This window comes from Echinicola rosea, from assembly GCF_005281475.1.
In the GTDB taxonomy this organism is placed as follows: Bacteria; Bacteroidota; Bacteroidia; order Cytophagales; family Cyclobacteriaceae; genus Echinicola; species Echinicola rosea.
On record NZ_CP040106.1, the window covers coordinates 1,742,198 to 1,767,905 of the forward strand.

Annotated in this window: 19 protein-coding genes and 1 riboswitch; of the genes, 5 read left to right on the plus strand and 14 right to left on the minus strand. The window is 45.6% G+C overall.

Going from position 1 to position 25,708, the window contains the following annotated elements:
- Nucleotides 1–27: 27 nt before the first annotated feature.
- Nucleotides 28–1,344: a DEAD/DEAH box helicase gene (locus FDP09_RS07265; RefSeq protein WP_137402032.1), complete on the minus strand. Its 1,317-nt coding sequence runs from the start codon at nt 1,342–1,344 to the stop codon at nt 28–30.
- A gap of 51 nt (nt 1,345–1,395) precedes the next feature.
- Here FDP09_RS07265 and FDP09_RS07270 point away from each other — a divergent pair, with 51 nt between their 5' ends.
- Nucleotides 1,396–1,617, plus strand: coding sequence for a VF530 family protein (locus tag FDP09_RS07270; RefSeq protein ID WP_137402033.1), 222 nt, complete (start codon nt 1,396–1,398; stop codon nt 1,615–1,617).
- A 471-nt stretch (nt 1,618–2,088) separates the two neighbouring features.
- Here the strand turns inward: FDP09_RS07270 and FDP09_RS07275 are convergent, their stop codons facing one another.
- The 3 genes from FDP09_RS07275 to FDP09_RS07285 form a co-directional block, all read right to left on the minus strand.
- Nucleotides 2,089–3,015, minus strand: a complete 927-nt coding sequence (locus FDP09_RS07275) for a ketopantoate reductase family protein (protein WP_137402034.1) — start codon at nt 3,013–3,015, stop codon at nt 2,089–2,091.
- 157 nt (nt 3,016–3,172) lie between these two features.
- Nucleotides 3,173–4,699: a P-loop NTPase family protein gene (locus tag FDP09_RS07280; RefSeq protein WP_137402035.1), complete on the minus strand. Its 1,527-nt coding sequence runs from the start codon at nt 4,697–4,699 to the stop codon at nt 3,173–3,175.
- Between the two features lie 2 nt (nt 4,700–4,701).
- Nucleotides 4,702–5,802, minus strand: coding sequence for a vWA domain-containing protein (locus FDP09_RS07285; protein ID WP_137402036.1), 1,101 nt, complete (start codon nt 5,800–5,802; stop codon nt 4,702–4,704).
- 215 nt (nt 5,803–6,017) lie between these two features.
- On the opposite strand from FDP09_RS07285, the gene FDP09_RS07290 reads away from it, so the two are divergent.
- The gene (locus FDP09_RS07290; RefSeq protein ID WP_137402037.1) at nt 6,018–6,287 is read left to right on the plus strand and encodes an acylphosphatase; all 270 of its coding nucleotides are present in this window, start codon (nt 6,018–6,020) and stop codon (nt 6,285–6,287) included.
- 22 nt (nt 6,288–6,309) lie between these two features.
- Here the strand turns inward: FDP09_RS07290 and FDP09_RS07295 are convergent, their stop codons facing one another.
- A complete protein-coding gene (locus FDP09_RS07295) occupies nt 6,310–6,813 on the minus strand; it encodes a hypothetical protein (RefSeq protein ID WP_137402038.1) in 504 nt (167 codons plus the stop codon).
- 159 nt (nt 6,814–6,972) lie between these two features.
- Nucleotides 6,973–9,537 (minus strand): M14 family metallopeptidase, encoded by a 2,565-nt coding sequence (locus FDP09_RS07300; protein WP_137402039.1) that lies wholly within the window; start codon nt 9,535–9,537, stop codon nt 6,973–6,975.
- A 138-nt stretch (nt 9,538–9,675) separates the two neighbouring features.
- Here FDP09_RS07300 and FDP09_RS07305 point away from each other — a divergent pair, with 138 nt between their 5' ends.
- Nucleotides 9,676–9,852, plus strand: coding sequence for a PLDc N-terminal domain-containing protein (locus FDP09_RS07305; RefSeq protein ID WP_137402040.1), 177 nt, complete (start codon nt 9,676–9,678; stop codon nt 9,850–9,852).
- 92 nt (nt 9,853–9,944) lie between these two features.
- On the opposite strand, the gene FDP09_RS07310 is transcribed toward FDP09_RS07305, so the two are convergent.
- Nucleotides 9,945–10,841, minus strand: a complete 897-nt coding sequence (locus FDP09_RS07310; protein ID WP_137404960.1) for a TIGR01777 family oxidoreductase — start codon at nt 10,839–10,841, stop codon at nt 9,945–9,947.
- Nucleotides 10,842–10,897: 56 nt separating this feature from the next.
- Nucleotides 10,898–10,969, plus strand: a riboswitch (Fluoride riboswitch).
- Nucleotides 10,970–11,002: 33 nt separating this feature from the next.
- Here FDP09_RS07310 and FDP09_RS07315 point away from each other — a divergent pair.
- A complete protein-coding gene (locus tag FDP09_RS07315) occupies nt 11,003–12,301 on the plus strand; it encodes a voltage-gated chloride channel family protein (RefSeq protein ID WP_137402041.1) in 1,299 nt (432 codons plus the stop codon).
- A gap of 554 nt (nt 12,302–12,855) precedes the next feature.
- Here the strand turns inward: FDP09_RS07315 and FDP09_RS07320 are convergent.
- The 7 genes from FDP09_RS07320 to rhaM all read right to left on the minus strand — a co-directional run bounded on the left by FDP09_RS07320 (nt 12,856) and on the right by rhaM (nt 22,049).
- Complete coding sequence (locus FDP09_RS07320; RefSeq protein WP_137402042.1) at nt 12,856–13,911, minus strand: GntR family transcriptional regulator; 1,056 nt, start codon at nt 13,909–13,911, stop codon at nt 12,856–12,858.
- 443 nt (nt 13,912–14,354) lie between these two features.
- Nucleotides 14,355–15,272 (minus strand): alpha/beta hydrolase, encoded by a 918-nt coding sequence (locus FDP09_RS07325; RefSeq protein WP_137402043.1) that lies wholly within the window; start codon nt 15,270–15,272, stop codon nt 14,355–14,357.
- A 54-nt stretch (nt 15,273–15,326) separates the two neighbouring features.
- Nucleotides 15,327–15,512, minus strand: coding sequence for a hypothetical protein (locus FDP09_RS07330; protein ID WP_137402044.1), 186 nt, complete (start codon nt 15,510–15,512; stop codon nt 15,327–15,329).
- Between the two features lie 12 nt (nt 15,513–15,524).
- A complete protein-coding gene (locus FDP09_RS07335) occupies nt 15,525–16,967 on the minus strand; it encodes a purine-cytosine permease family protein (RefSeq protein WP_137402045.1) in 1,443 nt (480 codons plus the stop codon).
- A gap of 90 nt (nt 16,968–17,057) precedes the next feature.
- Nucleotides 17,058–18,107 (minus strand): GntR family transcriptional regulator, encoded by a 1,050-nt coding sequence (locus FDP09_RS07340; protein WP_137402046.1) that lies wholly within the window; start codon nt 18,105–18,107, stop codon nt 17,058–17,060.
- Nucleotides 18,108–18,884: 777 nt separating this feature from the next.
- On the minus strand, nt 18,885–21,674 hold the full coding sequence (locus FDP09_RS07345) for a glycosyl hydrolase (protein ID WP_137402047.1): 2,790 nt from the start codon (nt 21,672–21,674) through the stop codon (nt 18,885–18,887).
- Between the two features lie 60 nt (nt 21,675–21,734).
- Nucleotides 21,735–22,049, minus strand: a complete 315-nt coding sequence (rhaM, locus tag FDP09_RS07350) for an L-rhamnose mutarotase (protein WP_137402048.1) — start codon at nt 22,047–22,049, stop codon at nt 21,735–21,737.
- 483 nt (nt 22,050–22,532) lie between these two features.
- Between rhaM and FDP09_RS07355 the strand changes: the two genes are divergently transcribed.
- Entirely contained in the window at nt 22,533–25,703 is a 3,171-nt protein-coding gene (locus FDP09_RS07355; protein ID WP_137402049.1) for a SusC/RagA family TonB-linked outer membrane protein, read from the plus strand.
- Nucleotides 25,704–25,708: the final 5 nt, after the last annotated feature.

The following is a 25,708-nucleotide window of genomic DNA, read 5'->3' on the forward strand; positions in this document are numbered from 1 at the left end:
CGTCTCGCTCAGCGCGAGACGGCTATATTAGTTTGCAAGGCTTACTTTGATTGCTTTTCTTTTGATGCGTTGGTTTTGTGAAGCAGAAATGGCCTGTGGATACTTTTCCCTTTTTATGGCTACATATGAGAAGAAGTCTTTTACTTCTATAAGGCCTAAGTCTTCTTTATCCATAAAATCAAATTGGAGGAAGAATCCCACCAGGTCGATTTTATTGACTTTGTCCTTCTTGCCTTTGTTGATGTGCAAGGTGGCAAACTGCGGTTTTGGCGCTTGATTTTCCGGAGTGGGGATAAATTCTTCCGGGTCTTCTTGAAGATAGTTTGGGAGGTGGTCTTTTTCGGTCATCAATAAAATACAAGTGCCTGTCGCTTTCATCCTGGCTGTTCTCCCATTTCTGTGGAGGAAGGTTGTCTCTTGGGGAGGCAGCTGATAATGTACCACATAGTCCAGATCCGGAATATCTATCCCCCGAGCGGCGATATCGGTGGCGATCAGTACTTGGGCACTTCCGTTCCTGAATTTGGTCAGTTGGGATTCACGCTCGTCTTGTTCGAGTCCACCACGAAAGAGGGAAAAGATCACTTCGTGCTGGTCCAAAAATTCTCCGATACGGTCACAAGCGTCCCGGTGATTGGCAAAGACGATGACATTTTGTCCTTTTCCAAGGCTTTTGATAAGGGCGAGCAGTCCGTCCAGTTTTCCCTCTTTTGGCGTGACTATTTTTTGGACCTTGAGGGATGTGGAGGTGGTTTGCTGGGTTTTAAGGGTAAAGTGGTCGTCAAAATCCAAATAATATGGGAGTTCAATAGAGCTGGTAGCGGACACCAATACCTTGTGGGTAACTTGATACAACTGCCCAGTGATGTATTTCATTTGTCCGGTAAATCCCATTTCGAGGGATTTGTCAAACTCATCAAAAATAAGATGACGGATAGTGTCGGGAGAAAACGTTCCCCTTTCCAAGTGATCCTTGATCCTCCCGGGAGTGCCCACTAAAATGCTTGGTGGCACCGAAAAGTTTTTCCGCTCGATGCTGAACAAATGCCCGCCATAGCAGGCGTTTGTTTTGATGGGGAGCTTCATTTGCTTTAGGACACTTTCTATCTGGATGACGAGCTCCCTGGTGGGAGCTAGGATCATGGCTTGAATCCCGTCCTTTTCTTCGAGTTTTTCCAGCAAGCTGAGCAGGTAAGCCAAGGTTTTTCCACTGCCTGTAGGGGCGATGAGCATAAGGTTAGCGTGCTCCTTTGAAGCTTGTAGGGTGGCCTGCTGCATCTCGTTGAGTGATGAAATACCCAGGTTTTGGAGTATGTTTTGTGGATTTAGGTTGGAAAGTGTCATGCCTCAAAGGTAATTCAAGTATCTTTATAAATCAGAAATTATTTCGATTCTATGGAAAAACAACCCAATAACCCCATGCACGGGGTGAAGCTAGAACAAATCGTGACCGTGTTGGTCAAATATTATGGCTGGGACAATCTAGCAGACAGCGTGCCGATCAATTGCTTTATTTCCAATCCCAGCATCAAGAGCAGCCTGAAGTTTCTCCGCCGTACACCATGGGCGCGTGCCAAAGTGGAGGCATTGTATATGGATCTATTGAAAAAAAAGTAGTTGCTTTAGCTTCAATGGGCCAGTAAAAGCACCTCAAGCAAAAATGATGCTTCCAACATTATGTTGTCAGCTGAAGCTATCAAGATGGGGGATTAACGCTCCCATTTTTATTTAGCGTCTTCTTTTTATGACAAGACTATTCGTAGGATATTTTTCTTTTCGCATTGTAATTTGTGATTTTGCCCCTTCCATCACCGTGCTTTTTCTTCTTCGGTAAGACTGGCTTCAGGGTGCATTCCCAATGAGGTATATGACCTGAGTGGTATTTCTCATTTCTTTATGACCTCTATGATTTCCTCCAATTTGTGGTTTTGGCAGGTGATGGGAGCATCGGTGAAATCATCAAAGTTCAGGTGGTGCTTTCGGTCTTTGGTTTGGCCTTCAAGCCATCAGGTCACCAGTTGGAAGTGGACGTGCCAAGGGGGAAACCATGCCTCCTAAAGATTAAAAACTAATTACTGTAAAGATAGCCTAGCAGGTTTTCTCGGAAATTAATTTATCCATTAGCAAATAGGCTTCCGTGTTGATGTGGGCTTTTCTGCCTTGCGCTATCACAAAATCAATGAACGTAGCTTTTTCTGTTTGAGGGGCTTCTTCCTCCACGTCAAGTTGCAGGGAGGACTTGGCACTGTATGGGAAATTGGATAGCATATTAAGAGCTTCTTCTATATCACTTTCCTGCAACATGATGGTTTCGGTATTTGCTACGGCCTGAACTTCCAGCATAAGTTTTCGCAACCGCTTTAAAAGTTCGTCCCTTTTTGCCACTTCACCAAAAGTCACACCATAAGCGGTGGTGATGGCTGCCAAGGGAGATACAAAAAGGAATTTTTTCCAGAGGATTTTTTTTATGTCCGAGGTATAGTTCGTATCAATCCCGGCCTTCTGGAGAATGGTGGTGACCCATGGGAAGTGACCATTACCATCTTTCCCATAAATCACCTTGCCGGGGCCTCCTAAATGATGGATCACACCGGGTTTTTCAATGTTGGAAGCGATATAAATACAGCCTTCTAGAATGATGGGTGGGTTTTTAGGGAATTGGTGAAGGAGGGTTTCGGCAGCATCGATGCCGTTTTGGAGGGGGATGATTACAGTGTCGGGAGAAATGCAATCCTGAAATGCAGAGATCACTGATGGAAGCGAAAAGGCTTTCGTCGCAATGATCAACAGATCAAGGTAGCCTATTTTTTCGGGTTCATCGCTTGCTAAACTTGGTTTGGCCAAGATGTGCTGGTCATTTGTGCGTAGGCAAAGGCCATGAGCGGAGATTTCTTGCTTGGTAGCTCCTCTGCAGATAAAGATAATTTCAGTAGTAGGATCGCTTTGGTAGGCATGGGCCAGTTTGGCGCCAATAAATCCTCCGACTCCTCCGATTCCTAGGATACCGATTTTCATTTTTGGATGGGTTAAATGGGAAAATCATTCATGTTGAATATAAAGGAGGCTGCCACATAAACTTATCCAGTGCCATAAAGCAAAAAGCAACCAAATATCCATAATACTGCCTGAAAAGCACCAAGAGAATAGATTATGGAGCAGCTCCCTTGATAAATCAGTTTAAGTTTTCGTCATCAAAATCATCTTCATCAGGAGCCTCCATGTCAAACATGCTGCTGAAGAGGTCTTTGAACTGCATGCCAGTGTCTAGCAGTTTTTTGCTGAGCTGACTGTATTCTGCGAGACCATGGAGGGCAAACTCCATGTAAAATTCCTTTTCTTTTTCTGGCAGTTGTTTCACGAAGTCGGTAGTGACTTTTTCCAGTCCGGGCACTTCATGCAGGGATTTTTTGTATTCCTTGTCACTTTGGGATGCGAGAATATCGATGTGGTTGCCTTCGCCAAACCAAGAAAGTGGCAGGACATAGGGGTTGCCTTCTTTGTCTTTTTTCTTCTGCTCAGGAGTAGGGAAATGTTCTGCAAATAACGTTCTGATGGCTTTTCCGATGAGGTTATAGGCCACTAGTCCAGCGCCTTCCTGTTCTCCCTCATAGACCAACTCTACCTTTCCTGTAATGGCTGGGATGATACCGATCAGATCGGCTATTCGCGTGACAGTTTCGTTTTCATCATTAAGGTAGATTCTTCGCTCTGCGGCCGAGAGCAGGTTTTCGTATGCCGATATGGTAAGCCTTGCGGATACACCACTTTTTTCGTCCACATACTCACTTGTACGAGCTTCCACAGCCACTTGCTCGATCAGGTTTTTCATCAGTTCTGGTATATGGATTTTATCCATGGGTTTACCATTGAGTTTTGCTTCTTGCGCCGTGATCTTTTTCCCTGTTTCGATGTTTTTGGGATAGTGGGTAATGATTTGGGATTCGATACGGTCTTTCAGTGGCGTTACGATGCTTCCCCGATTGGTATAGTCTTCGGGATTGGCAGTGAAGACAAATTGGATATCCAAGGGCAATCTTAGTTTGAATCCCCGAATCTGGATATCGCCTTCTTGCAGGGTGTTAAACAGGGCCACTTGGATCCTGGCTTGTAGATCTGGTAGCTCGTTGATCACGAAGATAGACCGGTGGGAGCGTGGCACTAGCCCATAGTGGATGACCCGTTCATCGTTATAGGAGAGTTTCATCGTAGCGGCCTTGATCGGATCCACGTCACCGATAAGGTCGGCTACCGAGACATCGGGAGTGGCCAGTTTCTCGGTGTAGCGCTCATTTCTGTGCCACCAGCTGACAGGCGTGTCATCACCTTTTTCTTCAATTAGCTCCCTCGCAAAACTGGTTAGTGGCTGCAAGGGATCATCATTGAGTTCAGCACCATCTATGACGGGGACATATTCGTCCAAAAGTGCCGTCATTTGTCGTGCTATACGTGTTTTGGCCTGTCCACGGAGTCCCAGAAAGTTGATATTGTGCCGCGAAAGTATGGCCCGCTCGATGTCCGGGATGACGGTGTCTTCATAGCCCCAGATGCCCGCAAAGACATTTTCTTTGGCTTTGATCTTTAGGATCAGGTTTTGGCGAAGTTCTTCCTTGATGGATTTGGGCTGATAGCCACTGGCCTTTAGTTCGCCGAGTGTTTTTATCTTTAATAAATCTTTGCTCTTCAATTGCTGGTATGTCATGCTTAAAAACGTTTTGTTCTGTTTCTTCGGTAGTCTTCAAAAATGAGGTGCCCCAAACCTTTTAAATTACTGTAATAGGCGTTTCCGTTATTGGCTTTGGTAAACTCCTGTACAAATTCCTTCAGATAAGGATCGGAGGCGATCATAAAGGTAGTTACCGGGATTTTAATTTTTCGGCATTGTGCGGCAAGTTTCAGGGTTTCGTTCAGGATTTTGCTGTCAATGCCAAAGCTATTTTTGTAATATTTGATTCCCACTTTTAGGCATGTAGGCTTCCCGTCAGTAATCATAAAGATCTGCTTATTGGGGTTTTTTCGTCTCCTCAATAAATCCATGGCCAGCTGAAGTCCCGCTACAGTGTTGGTGTGATAGGGGCCTACTTGAAGATAGGGGAGGTCCTTTATTTCGATCTGCCAGGCATCATTGCCAAATACGATGACATCAAGGGTGTCTTTTGGATAGCGGCTCTTGATCAGTTCGGCGAGTGCCATGGCCACCTTTTTGGCCGGAGTAATACGGTCTTCGCCATAAAGGATCATGGAATGGGAAATATCGATCATCAGGACCGTGCTGGTCTGGGTACGGTATTCATTTTCAGTGACCTCGAGGTCATCTTCAGTAAGCAGAAAATCACCGCCAAACCCATGGTTGATTTGGGCATTGCGGAGGGAGTCGGTCAGGGCGATCTGTTCGAGGTTGTCCCCAAACTCAAACGGCCTGCGGTCACTTCCCTTTTGGTCCCCTTGACCAGTATGAGTCGTTTGGTGCTGGCCTCCTTTGCCTCTCTTAAGTTTACCGAAGATTTCTTCTAGGGCACTTTTACGGATTTGCTGTTCTGATTTGGTGGTGATCTTGATTTCACCTTTTTGATTTTCTTCTGTAAGGTAGCCTTTGTCCTTGAGGTCATCGATAAAGTCACCTATCCCATATTGGGGATTGGTCATGCCATAGCGATTGTCCAAGTTTGTCAACCAGCTCAATGCTTCTCCTACATCTCCGCCAGTCATGGTGACCAACTGAAGAAATACTTCCAATAAATTGTCGAAAGTACTTTTGTTAGGTGCCTTTTGAGGGGTGTATTTAGTAAATCTAAATCCTTTCATATAGCAGTGATAACAAGATAGCGTGGTGAGTAGTTTGGAGAACGCTTGATTTTTATAAAATTCTCAGAAAAACAGCTGTTGCAGATGGTAATAGAATACTCATTGGATGTGATGGTTGTCACGTTTAATTTACAAATAATTGTCCGAGAATGTAAAAGGGGTTTTAAAGAATTTGATCTTTGTTTAATTTGTAACTGTATTAATTTTTACCAAAAATGAACAAAAAGTATAAGATAATAGGTAAGGTTCAAGGGGTGTTTTTTAGAAAAAGTACTCAAGAGAAAGCACAGGAAATAGGGATAAAAGGCTGGGTCAAGAATGAATCCGACGGATCAGTGCTTACCGTTATACAAGGCAGTGAGGGCCAAGTAAAGCTGATGGAAAAGTGGCTAGAAAAGGGACCTCCAAGGGCTGAAGTCAAGGAGATTTTGCTGTTGAATGAAGGGTATGACCTTAGGCTAGAAGGTTTCGAAATAATACATTGATGAATTATAAGGGAAGGCGGAATTAAGCGATTTTAAGCTTCAGTTCTCCTTTCCTTTTCACGATTTTTAGTTTAAAAAACTCATTTACAAAACTTTTGCAGCGATTTTCAGAAAATTCAGCCCTGCTTTCAGTGTCGAAAAGCACGGTCATTCGAAGCATGGTTTTTACATAAGATTCATGCGTGCCCAACTCCCTAAGCCAGTTGGTAAACTGTGCGCTCCAGTCTTCCTTGTACTTTTCAAAGTGACTTCGCCCGTCAAACAAAAATTCAAGTTGGTTTGAACCATATTTAAAGCGATAAATTCCACTTAGCTGTTCATAAATGACCTTGATACGGTCAGTTGGGTAAGTATGGGTTTCTATAATTTGCTGGAAGGTATTATCTACCAGCCCAAGGGGATTGTAAAGTAGGGTGTATGATTTTTTCAGCTCGATCACCATGGTTTCCAGCAGCTCTTCTTCCAGTACAGATTGAGCTTGTCTGAGGATATAATTCTTATCTAATGGAAATAACTTTTGAATCATGATGAGGATTGCGCAATAATCCTGCAATTTACGCTTTTATCACCAAAATGGAAAGCGGGTGTCGAAGAATATTGATAGCGTTTGGTCTTCCGCAGGCCAAAAAAAAAGCCAGCCGAGCTATTTCAAAGGTCGACTGGCTTTTGGGCACTTGGATTGGCTTTACCGTGCAGAGCTACTGCTGATAGTTTGACCAAAGAAAATACTGTTGTAAAACAGTTTGTTCGTCCCAAACCAAAAGGCCCTGAAATTCGGGTTGTCAACAAAGCCAATGATTTTCCCTCTGCCTTTAGCGGAAATGCTGATCATGGCGGTGTTTTTCATTTGTTCTAGGTTAAACGGGTAAACATAGCCGCTTGCCAATGGATCATCGGTATAAATGAGAGGATTGGCATATGGGTTTTCGGAAGGAAGTAAAAACTGATTGCTGTTTCTAAATGTATAGAGCTCTTCATTTTCATATCCGTACCCCAGCGGGTGCGTAAGGTCTAGTTTGACATTGAAAATAGCCCCACCGGTGACTTTCGAGCCATAGTCATTGGATAGGTTAGCGTAGCTTTTCTGGATGGTACTGTCTTCCTCTGTTTTGTCTTTGAAGGAAAATTCACCCAGTTTGTGGTCATTTAGCCAATTTAGGGCGCGTCCTCTTGCGATAATCGTACCACCATCGCTTACCCATCGCTGCAAGGACTCCGTAGCGGTGTTGTTTAGGGAATGGTAACTGCCATTGGGCATTACGATCACATTGTATCGGTTAAGGTCAGCGCGGGAAACCATGTCCAGCGGCAGCAGGGTGATGGGGATTTCCAGTCGTTGATCCAGCAGGTGCCAGATTTCGCCAGCTTCGTAGCTGGATACCCCTCCGTCAACTAGCAATGCGATTTCCGGTTTTTCCAATACATCTATACTCGGAGATCCCATGTTGATACCACCAGTGTAGCCAGTATTGACAGCGTGGATGGTGATGCCGGTAGCTTTGGCCATTGCCTGAAGATCTTCAAAAAAGGCTTGGTCCGAGGCTCCGGAGCGGCCTTTGTCTATCAAGATAGTCCCTCTGCCAAATTGCAGTTCGCCACTCACTTCAAACGGTTCGTGGGTTACACGGAGGTTATAGCCTTTGTCCATTAAATGGTAAGCAGCCTTCGGGGCATAATATTCTCCCCATTCAAAAGCATAGCTATAAGCGCCTGCTGCTCCCGCTACATTGCCTTCGGGCAGCGTAAGGCCTTTTTTGACTTCCTCTACATTGGCGAGGTTTAGGATACGGCTGTTCACCGCCATAAATTGCATGTCAAAAGCCATAGGCAATGTCCAGGCAGAAACATCGTAAAATAGGCTGTCCTGAAATTCAGTTCGGGTTTCAAACATCCCCTTCACCAAGCGGTATTGAGGTTGGTTCAGCGGCACGATGTACGATTTATTTGCTTTAAAATCAACACCGTTTACGGTGATGTCTTCTTTTAAGCTGTAAAGTTTGATTTGGTGCTGGAGAATCATGTCGGCCAAATGGAAGGTCCTTCCATTGTCTTTTGCCACGCCAAAAATGTAGGCCTTGTTCGTGTCAGCGTCTGCATCAGACTTGGCGTCAATGTAAAAATCCCTCATGTAATTGTTTAGCTCTGTACGCATCGCCACGGCCGCTTCAAATGAAGAAAGTGAAGCGGTAAACTGGTTCCGAATGGTGAAGGCAAAGCTCAACGGGCCATTGACACTTTCTTGGAGGTGCCCACGGGAAGACGCCTGTTCAAACAGAATTCCGATTTGCCCTTGGACATCCGGGTAGGTGGAGCCTTTTCCATAATAAAAATCATCATAATTTTCTTGGGTGAAATACAGCGAGCCGATTTCGTCCAAGTATTTGGCATGGTACTGCGCGATTTTTTCTGTCAGCTCAAAGTTTTTCGTTGGCGTTAGCGGGTGGTTTCTGCTGGGAATACCTGGTTGGAAGAAAAAGGTGCTATTTGTGCCCATTTCATGAAAGTCCAATACCATGTTTGGTTTCCATTCCTGGATTTTGGTGATCCTGCTTCTGGACTCGGGATGCTGCACTGGCAGCCAGTCACGGTTTAGGTCAAACCAATAGTGATTGGTACGGCCACGAGGCCAAGCTTCGTTCAGTTCGCGATTGTAAGGGTCGCCGTTCATATGGATGCTACGGTTGCTGTTTACCCAGCTGGCAAAGCGGTTGATGCCATCAGGATTAATGCCGGGTTCCATGATGATGACGATATTTTTGAGGTCCTCCTCGACTTCATTGGCCGCGGCAAAATGATAGGCAGCTAAAAGGGAGGCATTTACGCCACTGGCCTCATTTCCATGGACAGAATAGCCCATATAGACCACGGCGGGCATGTTTTCAGTATCCACATCCCTGGATTCAGCTGGATTCCGGAGCTGGGAGCGTTGGAATTTTAATGCGTTGAGTTTGCTAAGGTTATCCGGGTGGCTGATGGTGAGCATCATGAGCGGCCGTTGTTCGTAGGTGCGGCCAGTGATTTCTAGTTTTACGCGATCGGAAGCTTCGGCCAGTGCTTTCATGTACATATGCACTTGGTCATAGCTCACATGCCACTCCCCGATATTGTAGCCTAGTACTGAGGCGGGAGTAGGAATGTCTTCATTGTATGAATAGCCGGGTTTAAGGAAGTATTCTAGCGGGACTTTCTCTTGGGAAAAGCCCTGAAATGCCGCCAGAAAGAGAATAAGGGATAATATTCTTTTCAACATCTTATTTCGTTTTACAGATTTTATTTATCATTATCCAAAGCTGCACAATATTTCTTAGGAAAATTAAGTAAATTAATTCCGAAGGTAAAATAAACTGATCGGATAGTATTTTTTATCCATCGAAAATCTAAAGACAATATGGGGAAGTTAGGAATCATCGGCACCATCGTTTACATTTTGACCATAATAGATGTGGTACGGAGCAAATTTCACACCGATACGGATAAGGTGATTTGGGTACTGATCGTAGTATTGCTTCCCCTGGTAGGGAGTGTTCTTTGGTTTTTGATAGGTAGGGGCAAGGCGGTTTTGTAGGTAAAGTGAAACCTTATTTTCTCACGGAAAAGGTCCGCCAAAGTGCCGTTATCACTTGTTCAGGTATATGCCACGGAGTTGGAATAGCAGTTTCATTTTTTGAAGAGGTCCTCTAGGGCGTGGGCCAGCGTAGCATATTTGAACTGATATCCACCGCTAATAATTTTGTCACATGAAATTTTATTGCCTCCGAGGATCATCCCGGCCATTTCTCCCAGCATTAGTTTAAGCAAAAAATCTGGAACGGGGATATTGATAAAGGGCTTTCCTTTTGCAGCGGCCGCCTTTTGGGTGAGCACGCGATTGGTGACCGGTTGGGGAGCCACGGCATTATAGCTTCCGCTAATATGGGAGGCTTCTAGGGCATACATGTACATTTGGACCAAGTCTTGAAGATGAATCCAGCTCATGTACTGGTTTCCGTTTCCTAAGGGGGCGGCGACGGGAGGCTGTAGCATTTGGGGCAAAGCACCACCATCTTTGGACAGTACCACGCCGGTACGAAGGGCTGCGGTCCTGATGCCGAGGCTTTCGAACGTAAAAATTGATTTTTCCCATTCATCTACCACCATCGAAAGGAAATCATCACCCTTACGGCTTTGCTCGTTGAGCCATTCTTCGCCATTGTCCAGACCGTAATAGTTCGCTCCGCTGGCCGAGATGAAAGCTTGTGGCTTGTTTTCCAAGAGCCTAACTTGGTCAAAAAGCAGTTTGGAGGATTGGGTCCGGCTTTCCAAAATCAGCTTTTTGCGAGCAGGTGTCCATCTTTTCTCAGCCACACCTGCACCTGCCAAGTGAATAATGGCGTCAGCCCATTTCAGGGATTTTGTGTCCAAGGATTGTTTTTTGATGTCCCAAGCAAAGCTTTTTTGTGGTTGCTTTTCGGGAGTACGGCTTAGCCAGGCTACCGCATAGCCGTTTGCTTCAAGGGTTTTGGTAAGTGCCTGTCCTATCAGGCCAGATCCTCCGGAAATCAATATGTTTTTCATCATGGCTTTTTATACAATAACTCGATCTTTCGGAATAAGTTAAGAAAAAGCCTATATTTGTCCTAGGTGATGGGGTACCACCTTTAACCGCCCTGATTTTTTTCAGTGCTGATGACTCCTGCTTCAACTTGTCTATTTAATTCCTATAAACTGCAATGTCTATGTTGGAGAGGGCGCGTGATTTGATTCATTTTAAGAGATTTGTATCCTCTGAATTTGTTCCCAGCTTACGCTATACTTTGAAATGGCTCTTTTTGGCCATTTTTATTGGGCTTTTGATAGGGACGGCTTCTGCATTCTTTTTATTTGGACTGGAATGGGCTACTCATTTCAGGGAAGCTCACCTGTATATGATAGCCTTACTTCCAGTGGGAGGTTTTATGATCGGTTGGGTGTATTATACCTATGGAGAATCCGTCGTAAGAGGCAATAATCAGCTTTTGGAGGAGTTTTATAACCCGTTGACCCCCATTCCGCTGCGGATGGCTCCTTTGGTGGTTTTTGGGACGATTGCTACACACCTTTTTGGTGGTTCAGCAGGACGAGAGGGTACAGCGGTGCAGATGGGGGGAGCCATTGCTGACCGGTTTACCAAGTGGTTCAAGCTTGGCGCGATTGATCGAAGGGCCATCATTACCCTTGGTGTGGCAGCAGGTTTTGCCTCGGTATTCGGAACACCACTGGCAGGGGCGATTTTTGCGCTTGAATGGTTGATCGTGGGAAGGGTTCGCTATGAAGCCATCCTGCCTGCGTTTCTCGGTGCATATGTTGCAGATTATGCCTGTGCAGATTATTGGCATGCCCATCATACGCCTTATGAAATCCCCTTTATTCCTGATTTGACCTTGGTAAATGTATTGTGGATCATTCCTGCAGGGATTTGCTTCGGCCTGGCGGCTCGGTTGTTTTCGAAGGCGACCCAGTTTTTTGGTGAGGCTTTTAGGAGTACGATCAAATACCCGCCACTGAGGCCGGTTTTAGGAGGAGCAATTGTAGCTGTGATGGTTTTTTTGATCGGAACGACGAAGTACATTGGCTTGGGGGTGCCGACTATTGTGGAGGCATTTGAAGCCCCATTGCCATGGTATGATTTTTTGGCAAAAACAGGCTTTACTTCGTTGACCCTTGGGGCAGGTTTTAAAGGTGGCGAAGTGACCCCGCTATTTTATATTGGAGCCACTTTGGGCAATATGCTCTCTGGAGCAATTCCACTGCCAATGGCGCTTTTGGCGGGGATGGGGTTTGTAGCGGTTTTCTCGGGTGCTACCAATACCCCCTTGTCATGTACGTTGATGGGCATCGAGCTTTTTGGTGCTGAATCAGGAGTGTACGTGGGGCTTGCCTGTGTCGTAGCGTACCTGTTCAGTGGACATTCTGGTATCTACGGTTCCCAAGTGATTGGCTCTCCTAAACACGTCTCACTGGACCGTAACAAAGGGAAGAGGCTAGGTAAATTGTAACCAATGTGAAGTATAGTTCCGTAAGAAGGGCAGATATAAATGCTCACTGACAACGGGATTTTTTGCTGTTCGGGATATGTTATCCCGAACCGGAATGATGGGGATTTGAAATCCCCCTATGCCCTGCCGTTGATTGCACTGAAACCGCATAAGTATATACCTCAGTTCGATTATAAAATCGTCACTGCGAGGCTTAGTGGGAGATTTGAGGGATGGAAGCCGTGGCAGTCTTAGTATTTGGGGATTGCCACACCCTTTTCCAGCCCACATCCTCCTGAAAAGGGTTCGCAATGACGGTTTTAATATTAAACCCGCATTATGCACTAGCCTATCTATTGCGACCTGAAACTACTTCAAAATCAGTCGCTTCGCCGCTGTTTTCGATTTCACCATAGCGATGCTATGATTCAATCTCCAAACAGCCTGATTTTCTTGTAGTTTCAGTTCTCATAACGATTCCTAATGCATAAAGCGGGTTAAAACAAGTCTAACTCAGGTTAATAAGGCTACTTTATTCACCATGCAATTGACGATTACTGATTACTAAATATTCCCTAAAGCGATCCCCTGTCAATAAAACTAAAGATATTGGGTACCACTTCCTGTTTGTGTTTCTTGATCATGTAGGCAGCAGACTCGCCCATTAGTTCAAAATCAGTGCTGATAACGGTGATATCGAATAGTTCTTTTAAAGGAGTGTCATTATAGGATACCACACCAATGTCCTTGCCTATTTCGTAGTGCATGTCCCGTGTTTGTTTCACCAAGCTCACCAAGTCATTTTCATCAATGACGATATAGGCATCTTTTTTCTGAAGCTCCATGTCCGGATAGATCTTGTCCAGAACTTCTGCATCAAAATGATGGGTATTGCAAAAGTTCAAAAAGCCCTGTTTGATTTCTTTAGGGTAAGGATAAATTGGGTTGTTTGGAAAGGCGAGAATGAGTTTGTCATATTTGCTTAACTGGTCTTTGGCTTCTTCCAGTGCCCTGTATATGTCCATTTTGAAATCCTGGTAAATGCAGGCAATATTATCTCCCATTTCCGGCAAATAGTTGTCCATGATCACCAGTCTGCCCTTGGGGATTTTCTTCAAGCAAGAGATGACCTCTTTATCGTAATTGGTGTGGGTGGCTTTTTGATCTTTAAAATGCGGCATGATGACAAAATTGTCATAAGCGCCCATGTTTTCTTCTAAAATATTGATCAACAGCTGCGGGTCACAGTGGTAAACCCTAAGGTCAACTTGGTTGTCTGAGCCCATGCTGTTTACAAAAGTGTTGTAAATCTCCAGCTTATAATTGCTCAGCTTATTTAGGATGAATAGGATCCTGCTGTTGGAGCTGTTTACTGCTTTGTTTACATAAAATCCCTTGGAGACCACGGAGGTGATGATCTTCTTTTCCCTTAATAGGTTATATGCCCTCACGACCGTATCCCTGCTGAGGTAATATTCTTCAGAAATGTCATTGATGGAAGGTAATTTTTCTCCTACTTTAAGATAGCCATTTTCGATGTTCTTGATAATGGAATCTACGATTTGTTGGTACTTGGGGATTCTGGACTTGCTGTCGATCTGTAAAAGAAGTCCTTCTGCTACTAATGTCATAACGCTATCGAGTTGGTTAATACTAAGGGTTTAATTGTTGCATATAGTTGGCCAATATTGGAGTGAAGACCAACAGTACAAACGGGCAATTAATCTTATGCTTAGGGTTAACAACTCTTTTCGCGAAACAATCGGAAAAGTTGACTGGAAAGCCAATCAGTAGAAGTGAATGATGAAGAATATGACATCATAGAACTTCATATGCAATATAACTATTGCTGTCTAAAGTGCACAATTTTTAAAAGATTTTTTACAGAAAAAATAGGCGGTTATTTTTATAAAAACTACGTTTAGGCAAAAATAGGCTGGGTGAAATCCTAGGTATTGGTGCTCGTTATAGAGCAGTTTACTTTGCTCCTGATGGCCATTCGGCAAGTCAGGTCCTCGTTGCCATGTGTTTTAGTATAACTCAGATTATGGCTGCTGATCAGTAGGACCGATCGTCACTCCTTTTTTATAAACAGGTCACGGATCCACCGATCGCTGAGTTCCAGCCAAGTGGCGGCGTTGCCGTGTTGCTCGAAATTGCCACTTCCGTATCCATGACCACCTTTTTGGAAAAGATGAAGTTCTACCGGGGTACCAAATTGATGGAGGGCTTTAGCATACCGGATTGAGTTTTCTGCCGGCACGGCGCCATCGTCCCATGAATGGACCAAAAAAGCAGGTGGTGTCTCGGCATCTACCTGTGTTTCGTTCGAAAAATATTTTTCCCATTCGGTTCCCAGTTTTTTGCCCAGGAGGTTGTGTCTGGAACCTTGGTGCGTGATGGTAGTGTCCATGCTGATGACTGGATAAACCAATATGCTGAAATCAGGTTTGGAACTGGCTTTTTTCCCTTCTTCGGGATGATTGTGGACAGAAACGGACGAGGCCAAGTGTCCACCCGCAGAAAAGCCAAGGACGCCTATTTTGTCGGTATCGTAGCCCCATTTGCCAGCTTTATCTCTCAAGAAACGAATGCCTGTTTCAGCATCCATTAAAGGGACTTCCCATGAAGCATTCACCAATTTTTCCTCTGGTAATCTATACTTTAGGACCGCTGCGGTATATCCACGCTCGCTGTACCAACGTGCGATCTGATGACCTTCATGCTGGATGGCAATGATTTTATATCCACCACCTGGGCAAATGAGGATGGCCTTGCCATTGGCTTCGTTTTTCTGGGGTCGATAAACCGTCAGCTGGGGGATGGCCACTTCAGTAATCCTTCCTCCGTTGCCGATACCGTCCTTCGCAACAAGCTTTTCAGTGTTTGGTGCTTCATTTGGGTATAGCGGATAGGTTTTTTGCTGGGCTATGGTCACCATAGGTGTAGCGAATAGTATTAGGGCAATCAGTGCCTCTTTGCAGAAAGACATGCTATTGGGCTTTATTGAAAATTTAAATTATACAAAATTAAAAAAAAAAGAGGCCTAAGATGAGGCCTCTTTGGATTTTTTGTTCATCCACATGGGCGCGGTGATGAACCAAAGGACTGTGCCGACAAACATCAGTGTCTTACATTGGTCGGAAGAAATAGTTCCTTGGAACACCAAAAAGGCAGGGATAAGGTTGAGGCCCAAGGCAATAAATGATATCAGTTTAATAAGCGTTTTCATGGTTGGTTTGGGTTAGGATACTGGGACTTCGCGTTTGGAAGAAGTACTGCTTAGGTCTGGTGCTGAGGTGTTTTTCTGGATGATTTTGCTGCTTGCGACGTACACGATTACGGCTACAAACCAGCCAGGCAATCCCAAGAAAAAGATTTCGACTCCTCCAAATAGATTGAGACCAAGACAGAAAATCAGTGTGATCAGCCAAGTGATGCCCACAGCAGGGTTGAAATTACGATTGGTCAATTCTGCGAAGTTGGATCTCATGCCCATTTTAGGCAATAGGAAAATGTCAATAAATATGACGGCACCGAGTGGCATCAACACCAGTCCATAGAGTGCGACAAAGTCCAGCAGTTGCATCATCAAGGCGGGGAAACATGCGGCTATCGTGGTAATCAATCCGACAAAGAGTGTGACTTTCCAGGTTTTCCAATTGGGGTTAATGGATTGGATGGCGAGTCCTGCACGGTAGAGGGTAGGATTGGCGGTCGTCCAGCCCGCGATGATCACACAGATCGCGCCTGCTATACCGACTGCTTCGTAGGCAATCGGGCCAGGGGCAAACACCAAGCTGCCGTCTGACTCCAGCAGGAAAAGTGAATACAAAATTCCGGAAGCTAGCCAAGCTACATAGTGTCCAAGGAAGACGCCTGTGGAAGTGGCGAAGCCTGCTGTCCACTTTTTGGCATATCTTAGGATGGACATGTCAGCCATTCCGATGTGCATGGCCATATTGCAAAACCAGGCGAAGAACATGATGTGCCAGAAGGTGAATTTGGTTTTGCCTTCCAAGGGCACTCCTGACCAAATGGTTTCTTGCGCGACTGGCCAGAAATCACTGATAGAATTGATCCCCATTCGCGGCAACACCGCTACTGCAGCTGCAACGAAGATCATGATCATCCAAGGGGCGGCAATATTGGCAAATTTCACCACTTGGTTAAAGCCAAACATGGCGATGACCGTGGTGATGGCACCGACCACAAACACTGTAAGCACAAACCCAAAACTAGTAGGTAATGTGTCGTCCAGCGCCGGCATGGCCAAGTCAAAAGGAATGCCCACTGCTGTGGCTGCGACGGTGATCATGGCGCCTGCCAAAAAACAGAAGGCAACGGCATTGACCAAGTTATAGATCATGGTGAAGCGGCTTCCAGCTATTTTCTCTAATTGGAAGTACAACGTGTGTCGGGTTTTGGTAGCTGCTTTGCCTGTGAAATAAGCCCAACTGAGTACCGCGAGGATATTTCCTACCAGCAACCCGCTTACTAAGTCGATTGCACTGGCCCCGTGGGCGACAAACAGTGGGCCGAGGACAAACTCGGTTCCTGCAGTATGTTCGCCAGCATAGGTGCCTACAAACGATTTCCAGCTTTTAAGCTTGCTCTTAGGAATAGCTTCCCTTTCATATTCGTTGACAGATTCTAATTTCTGTACGAGATTCTTTTTATCGGACATGTTGTTAAATCGTATTTTGGGTAGCTGTGAAATTAAAAAAATATAGGATGAAAGCTATCCTGTACTGTTATGACGGAATGATATGGTGATTTAGATGGAACCCCTGTCAATAAAATTAAAGACATTCTTCACCACCTCTTTTTTGCGTTTTTTGATCATGTACGCGGCTGTTTCCCCCATTACCTTAAAGTCAGTGGACATGACGGTAATGCCCAACAGTTCCTTTAAGGGAGTGTCGTTGTAGGAGATGACCCCTACGTCTTCGCCAAGCAAGTATTCTTCATCCCTGATTTGTCTCATGAGATTGACCAAGTCGTTTTCCTCAATAAGGATATATGCATCATTGGGGCTCAGTTCCATCTCTGGGTAGATGGTGTTGATGATTTCAAATTCCAGTCCGAATTCCACACAAAATTTCTTGAATCCCTGTTTGATTTCTTTGGGGTAGGGGTAGATGACATTGTCCGGATAAACCAAAATCAACGTGTCGTATTTTTGCAAGCGGGCTTGTCCTTCTTTCAGTGCTTTGTAAATGTCCATTTTAAAGTCCTGATAGATGGAGGCCACTTCATCCCCAAGGTCGGGCATGTAGTTGTCCATGACGATCAGCTTATCGGGAGAGATTTTGCGCAGCGCATCGATGACCTCTTGATTGTAGTTGTTGTGGTGTAAATCGCCATCCTTGAAGTGTGGCATGACGACATAGTAATCATAAGCTCCCGCATTTTCATTGAGCAGGTTCAGCAGGTTTTTGGGATCGCAATGATAGATGTGGAGATCTACCTGTGCGTCTGCTCCCAAGCTATTGACAAAGGAATTGTAGATGCGAAGTTTGTAGTTGGACAGTTTGTTCAGTAAGAAAAGCACCTTCACTTGGGATTGGGATACGTTTCTGGCGACATAATACCCCTTTCCTTTTACAGAAACGATAATTTTCTTTTTCTTAAGAAGATTATAGGCTTTTTCTACGGTGTCCCTCGACAGATAGTACTCTTCACTGATCTCATTGATAGAGGGGATTTTTTCGCCCACAGAAAGGCTGCCCTTTTCAATGTCCTCAATGATGGAATTGACGATTTGCTGGTATTTCGGAATCCTGGACTCCGAATCGATACGGATGGATGTTGGAGCTTCGATCATTTTGGGGGTTAGTCGTTTGCGCAATCGATTGTAATATAAATAGAACTTGCTATACCAAGCAAGTTCCAACAGTAATTTTATGTGGGTGGTAGGCGCTTTTTATCAGTACTTCAATATTTGTTGGTTTATAATATTATCTTTTCGTTGTTTAAACGCTTTTTTTAAGGAAATATAATTTGGATAGCCTCCTCTGTTAATTTAAGGGTTTTCTTGTAATTATGAAAGGCAACCGAAAGGTTCGAAATCGTTTGCTTTAAATATATATGGTTTGATTTAGCGATGTATAATACTATTTTGTACAATCGATTGCGCAAATTTGCAGAACGTCTATAAATGCGGAGTTTTGTGCCTTTTCGACAGCCTAAAAGGATCAAATGGAGCCAAGGTGTTAAATCCTTATGGTTTGGATAATATCTTGGATCAAGTGAAAAGTTGAGGATGGGTAATGGTTCGGATAGAATACTGATGGGGCGGATCCGCCACGGCGCGACAGGTTAATAAGATTTGCGGTGATTTTTTTCTTTTTTTATCGATAGTCTGCCCCTTGATCTTTCGGGGAAAAGCAGGAAAGCCCAATCCACCAAGGTGATCAGGTTTTCGTAGCCAAAGCCGATCAAAAAAGGGGGAAGACCTTTAACTAAACGGCATTGATTTCGGGTTAAAACCGGTGTGGGGAAAAAAATAGGCTGTCTCACCACTCATATTGACGTGTTACTTAGGGTAACATTTCTACTTATGATGAGACAGCCAGTGCTGTGATGGACAGTCTTTTATCGCTCAAAAAACCTCCAATTCCACCGGTCCTTCCAGCCCAGAAGGCATCACCTCCCAAGTGGAGGCGTCAAATGGCTTGTAATTGATGTTGACAAAATTGATTTCGTGGTAATTTCTCCACTCCAGCCCTTGCTGGTCCATGTAGCGGACACGGTTGGCCATCAGGTTGGCCACTTGGATCTTAATTTCATTTTTGCCGTCTTTCAGGTATTTTCCTACTTGAAGCTGGTATGGGATACTCCAGGCGTAGCCAGCTTCTTGGCCATTGATCCAGACTTTGGCACTTTCATATACTTTTCCGAGTTTTAGCAAGTAGTGCTTTCCTTCGGTTTTTTGGAGGTCAAATGTGGTGCTGTAAGTCGCCTGTCCCGAAAACTCATTGGCTTTTTTGTCACCATTGGCCGTCCAAGGTTGGATGGTTTCGAAGGCCTGGTCTTGGGGAAGATCCGGTCCTCCACCGTCAAAATGAAGCATCCATGGACCTTTCACAGGGACGGTTTGAGCAGCTTCTGCCCGGTATGTCCAGTGATCTGCCGAAGTGGTCTCCGCTGCCGAAGCTTGCAGCAAAAGGCTTTCACCGGATTCCAAACGTACTTTGACGACTGTTTTAGCTTCTTGGCGGTGGCTCTTTGCCAAGCCGCTTTCTCCTGTGAGCGGATTCATTAGGAATACAGAAGAAGCTGCTACATTTAGCGTGATTTCCTCATCGATGGTATTGGCAGTATGGTTAACCAAAAAGTAATACTTGTCATCCCCAACTGCCCGACGGATGAATTGCAGCCCGCTGTCCGTAAGGGATTCTCTTTCGATCGCTTCATTTTTCAGGGCATGCTGGAATTGAGCGTTCAGGACGATTTTTCCTTTGCCGATAGCCGCTTCTCCTTGATCATTAAATTGGAGTTGACTCCAGGTTTCGGCCAGCTGCTTTTCGCGTTTTTCCACTTCAAAGTGACCAGGCACATGTTCGGGAACTGCCTCAAAGATCACCGTGGCACCTTCATTGGCCAACTGGATGGCACCTTCCAAGGTTTTGACAGGGAAATACTCCATCTTGGGGATCAGTAAGGCTTTGGCCGGTGAGGCCTCCCCATGGGTAAGGATTTTTCCATCCTTAACGCTAGCTTCACGGATCAGTTTATCCGATGCAAAATCAAGTGAATAGCCCTGCTCCATCAGCTCGGTAGTCTGTGCATAGAAGGCAGTAGGGTGTAGCCAGTCATCGATATGGTGGACAGAAATCATCTTGAACATATTGCCCTCTTCAGCCCATACGTCATAGACAGGCCAGTACACGATCAGCTCATTGTCAGGCTTGCCGGCCTGTAGGACAGATTGGCAGCGGGCAATGTAGTCGTTGAAGCTTTTGAAATGTGGCCATAGGCTGTTTTGCTGCGTGAGGTTAAGGGAGGCGTAAAAAAGCCATCCCGGAAATTCAATGTCCTTGGGGGAATAGGTGACGCCGTGGTAAAAAACATGGTTGATGCCGGCAAGGAATGCTTGGTCCACCTCAGGTTTCATCTGGGAGAATGAAGACTTAAAGTGTTCGCCCAGCCACGTGAAGGTCTCACAGGATATCAATGGCTTTCCGGCCAAGTGACCTGCCGAGGATGCAAATTTCAGCATGATCGGATCAGGATCCACATTTCGGATATCGGCACTGTCCCTTCTGAGTCCCGGAATAGGGAAGTAGCTAGAGCCAAAGGTCTCGCACTCCGGGATGTCCACCGTGGCGTACAGGTCTATCAGATTGCCAGGAGAGCCGTGTGCTTGGTTTTTGGTTTTTTTGCCTTTACGGTGCGCCCATTCCGTCCAGTTTTCCGTAAAATGCTCCAAAAGTAGTTCGTGGAGCGTCTGGCGGTAATCCGATTTGATGCGGGCGGTTTCTTCGTTATTTTCCTCGCCAAGAAGCTGTGGCAAGTAAGCTTTTAGGTCATAGCCCCTTCGCTGCTGAAATTCGTCCAGGAACTTCTTCGTGAAGTTGGCCCCATACACCTCAAAGCTGTCATTGTAAAAGGCCCTTATTCCGGGGGTGTCCTCTCCGAAAGCTCTTGCGAATACATCCAAGTAGCTGTTGACCGCTTCTGTGGAAAAATGATCCAAGGTATAGCCTTGACCTCCTGGGGCAGCCCTTTTGACCTTTTGGCCTGTTTTTCCGTTATAGAGGGCCATGATTTTCCAGTTTCCCTCGGCTTCCCAGCTAAGTTGTCCTTGTGTGGAGACTTGGTCGGTGATTTCTTCTACCTGTCCATTGTCTCCGTAAGCCATGACGGCGATAAGCTCGGGGCTGAGTTCAGGGCGCTTTTTATCCTCCCAGGTCAGGTCTTGGGCGAAAGCCCCTTGTCCCATATAGTCAAATTCCTTTGTGACCAGTTTAGATGCGGCATGGTCGGCATCGACAAAGGGCCCGCCAAAAGGCCAGCCCGTTCCTTGGGTCAGGTCCACTTGCATGTCCAAGCTGTCTGCCACATCGATGGTGTACCTGAGCATGTCCAGCCACTCCTCAGACAAGAATTCCAGGTAGCGGTCTTCATACCCTTTTGCCCCGTAAATAGGGGCTATTTCTACGCCACCAAGGCCTGCGTCTGCATATTCGTACATCAGGTAGCTGAGGTTTTCTTTGTCCACGGCATTGCCCATCCACCACCATCGTGTCCAAGGTTTGGACTGGTTGGTGATTTCGGGCCAGGAATTCGGTGTTATCGATGGTTTATTGGCCGGTTGTTCAGAAGGGGGCTGACATGAAATGGCGAATAAGCCAACAGCTGGAAGGAAAGACTTTAGGGTAAGTTTCATAGGTTTTAAATGCTAATTGAAATAGTGGGCTTCCGTTTTCTTTTTGAACGGGAGCAGCCTTTACAAGGTGAAAACCTCTTTTAGCGGAATGCTTATGGGCGACTGGTCGGGATTGGTTTCCATGATATCGGCCATGTATGCCCACCATTTTTGTACGATTTCTGTAGTGCCCAAATCCTGGGAGGAACTGCCGCCTGCCACGGTTTGTACCGCAAATAGGGTGGAGGATTCCTGATCCAGGTATATACTGTAATCCTGCACACCATTTTCCTTTAGCAAGGTCACCAGTTCAGGCCATATTTCACGATGTCGTTTTTCGTATTCTGCCTCATGTCCAGGCAGTAGTTTCATCTTGAAGGCAATTTGTTTTGTCATTTTTTAAGCGGAATTATTGTCCTAGCTCCTAAGAAACATAATAATGCTGAAATAACTGTTATGATCTGACGGGTAAGCGGGGAAATCGTTTTAAACTATTCGTAAAGAGATGTCAGCCTGAGCGGAGTCGAAGCCTAGACGTTACACCCCGACGCTACTTGGAGGATGGACAGGTTCACTCGGTCTGACGCTTTTTGCCTGAATTAAATAACTCCGTGGGGTTAAAAGCAATTTCCCTGGACGGGTATGGGGTGTGATACAGGAATTCAAACGTTTGAAAAATGGATGACACGGGATACTACAGCACAAGAATCAAGGACTTTTCCACTACTTTAGGAGGAAAAGGAGCAATGCTTGTTTTCTTGATCGATCGACAAGTAAGCTCTCCAGTATGCTAAATGGTGGCTTTTATAGAAAAGCAGATGTAATGAAAGGATCGGAAACGGAATGTTTTCCGGTATGACAAACCCTAAAAAATAACCAATGAAAAGACAATTAACCCTTAAGAATCCATGGCAAAAGCGAGCGCTTTTGTTCATGTCCATGGCCTATGGTGCTGTTGCAAATGCAGAGGAAACCCCCTTTCCTTCAGGTCATTTAGCCCATAATGACGTAGAAATCACGATTAATAACTTGGAAAAGCAGATCTCAGGCACTGTGATCTCTAGCGAAGACAATCTACCGCTTCCTGGTGTAAGTATTCTACTTAAAGGTACTGGACGAGGAACTGTTACAGATATAGACGGTAAGTTTACCTTGGAAGTACCTGATGATGGAGCTGTGCTGACCTTTAGCTCCATTGGATTTGAGACACAAGAAGTAGCAGTGGGCAACCAGACTACCTTGAATGTAACCCTGCAAGTGGACATGCAGCAGCTGGGAGAAGTGGTAGTGGTAGGTTATGGTACCCAGAAAAAAGCCAATATCACGGGAGCTATTGCGCAGATGGAGCCAGAAAACCTAACCGAACGGCCCATTCAGCGGGTTGATCAGGCCTTGGTTGGCCAAATGGCCGGTGTCCGTGTGAAGCAGACTACCGGGGTTCCCGGTCAGGGATTTGATATCCAGATCCGGGGTGTGGGCTCCATTACGGCGAATAGTCAGCCCCTTTATGTGATCGATGGCTTCCCCTTGGAAGCTGCAGGTGGCAATCCCATGGACAATATCAGTCCCAATGACATCGAGTCCATCCAAGTGCTAAAAGATGCGGCAGCGGCTGCCATCTACGGATCCCGTGCCGCCAACGGTGTGGTCATGATCAATACTAAAAGCGGTAAATCCGGAAAAGCACAGATCAGTCTAAACTCTTATATAGGCTTTAACGAAACTGTCAAGAAGCTGGACGTCCTCAGTCCTACCGAGTGGATCGACCGGGCCACTGAGATGATCAATACCCAGTGGGAGCAGTCGGGTGAGGGCCGCAGCGCATCACAAAGCTTGGCAGAAAGGGAGGCCATCCTCGGCGGCTTTGACCGAAACTATATGTACGATGAGCGTTGGATGATGGAAGGCTATCCCGGACTAACACTGGTAGATTGGCAGGATCACCTTTTCCGAAAGGGATTGGTTCAGAATTACCAGCTCAATGCATCCGGTGGTAACGAGAGCGTGAAATATTTCATCTCTGGAGATTACCTCGACCAGGAGGGAATTGCCATTGGATTGGATTATAAACGCTATTCTGCCCGGGCCAATGTAGAAGTACAGGCAAATAACAAACTTAAATTTGGACTGAACCTGAATCCTTCCTATTCCACCTTAAATGATCCAGGTGTGGAAGGGAAGGACGCCATTACGCACACCACAGTGGGCATGGCACCAGTGGTGGAGGCTGATGCAGGACTTAATACAGGCGTGGGGGATACTCCGCTTTACACTTGGGCAAGTTCTCGCTTGAGCCCGATCGCTTACGCCAATGCAAGGCTAAATGAAACCACGATTTTCCGAAACTTGGCTACCGCCTACGGACAATACGATTTTATTGAAGGGCTCGCATTTAAGACCACGCTAAACGTGGACAATGTGGACCAGCAGAACAAAAATTATACGCCAGCTGCGGTGACCAGAAATAAGCAGACTACAGGAGGTTTTAATGGGTATCGGAAATTGACGTTTGTCAATGAGAATACGCTGACCTATAACAGGTCCTTTGATGAGGCGCATAACCTGAATGCGGTCATCGGGATGTCGTACAATTTCAATAAGCGAAATACCTATACCATGGGCGGTAACTTTGATGTAGAAGGCATCACCACCCTTAATGCCGCTGTGATCAATGCAGGCAGTACCAATACCACCGAAACACAGAGCACCTTGCTGTCTTATTTTGGACGGGTGCAATACGACTATAAAGGTAAATACCTGGTGTCGGCATCTGCCAGAAGGGACGGTTCTTCCCGTTTTGGTGATGAAACCAAATGGGGCTTTTTCCCTTCTGTGTCCTTGGGTTGGAGGCTTTCTGATGAGGAATTTATGAAAGATGTGTCCTTGATCAGCGACCTGAAATTAAGAGGGAGCTGGGGACTTTCCGGAAATAATGGCATCGGGGATTATTCCCATATTGCCACTTTGGATTTTGCCAATTACTCCTATGGAGGAGCCCTGAACAATGGCTTGATTCCCGGGAACTTTCCCAATCCCCAACTCGGCTGGGAAGAGTCTGAGATGATGAACGTGGGCTTGGACTTGGGCGTGCTCCAAAACAGGATATATGCTTCCTTTGATTACTATACCCGGAAGAATACCAACCTGCTATTGAATATTCCTGTGCCCTCTGCGACAGGATTCACTACCGCACTGACCAACATCGGCGAAGTGATGAACAAAGGCTGGGAGCTGGAACTGACTTCCCGAAATATCACGGGGCAATTCGAGTGGACAACCAATGTCAACCTCAGTCATAATAACAATGAGGTAAGGCAGTTGGGACCAAACAATACGCCAATTTTGGGCGGTAGCTTTGACATCAACCACCGCATTACCATGGTGGGCCAACAGATGAATACACTGTTTTTGGTACAGAATATTGGTATCCTGACCCAAGAGGAGATCGATAATGGAGCAGCTCTTTATGGCAATCAGGAAGAAGGCGATCCACAATATTTGGATGCCAACAACGATGGAGTGATAGACCCTGATGACAGGATTTTGTCAGGTAATCCTAATCCGGATTATATCTGGGGCATTACTAATAATTTTAGGTACAAGGGTTTTGACCTCAACATCCTTGTCCAAGGACAATGGGGAGGTTTGATCTATTCCACCTTTGGTCGTGCGATGGATCGTCCGGGCATGGGCTATGTGGAAAATACCCTTGGAAGGCACCGCAACAGGTGGAGATCTCCTGAAAACCCCGGAGATGGTGAGACCGGAAAGGCCGTTTCGAGCTTTGGTAGGATCAAAAATACCGACTGGCTGTACCCATCCGATTATTGGAGAATCCGAAACATTACACTGGGCTACGACCTGGGTAGGATCATTGCCAATGAAAAATTGCTTTCAGCAGCGAGGGTTTATGTGACTGCTGAGAACTTCTTTGGTGGGGATAAGTACACGGGTGGATTTAATCCCGAGGCAGTAAATAGTGATGGGGATGATTATGGTGCATTTCCGCTGTCCAAATCCATTGTATTTGGTGTCAACCTGAAGTTTTAACCCAA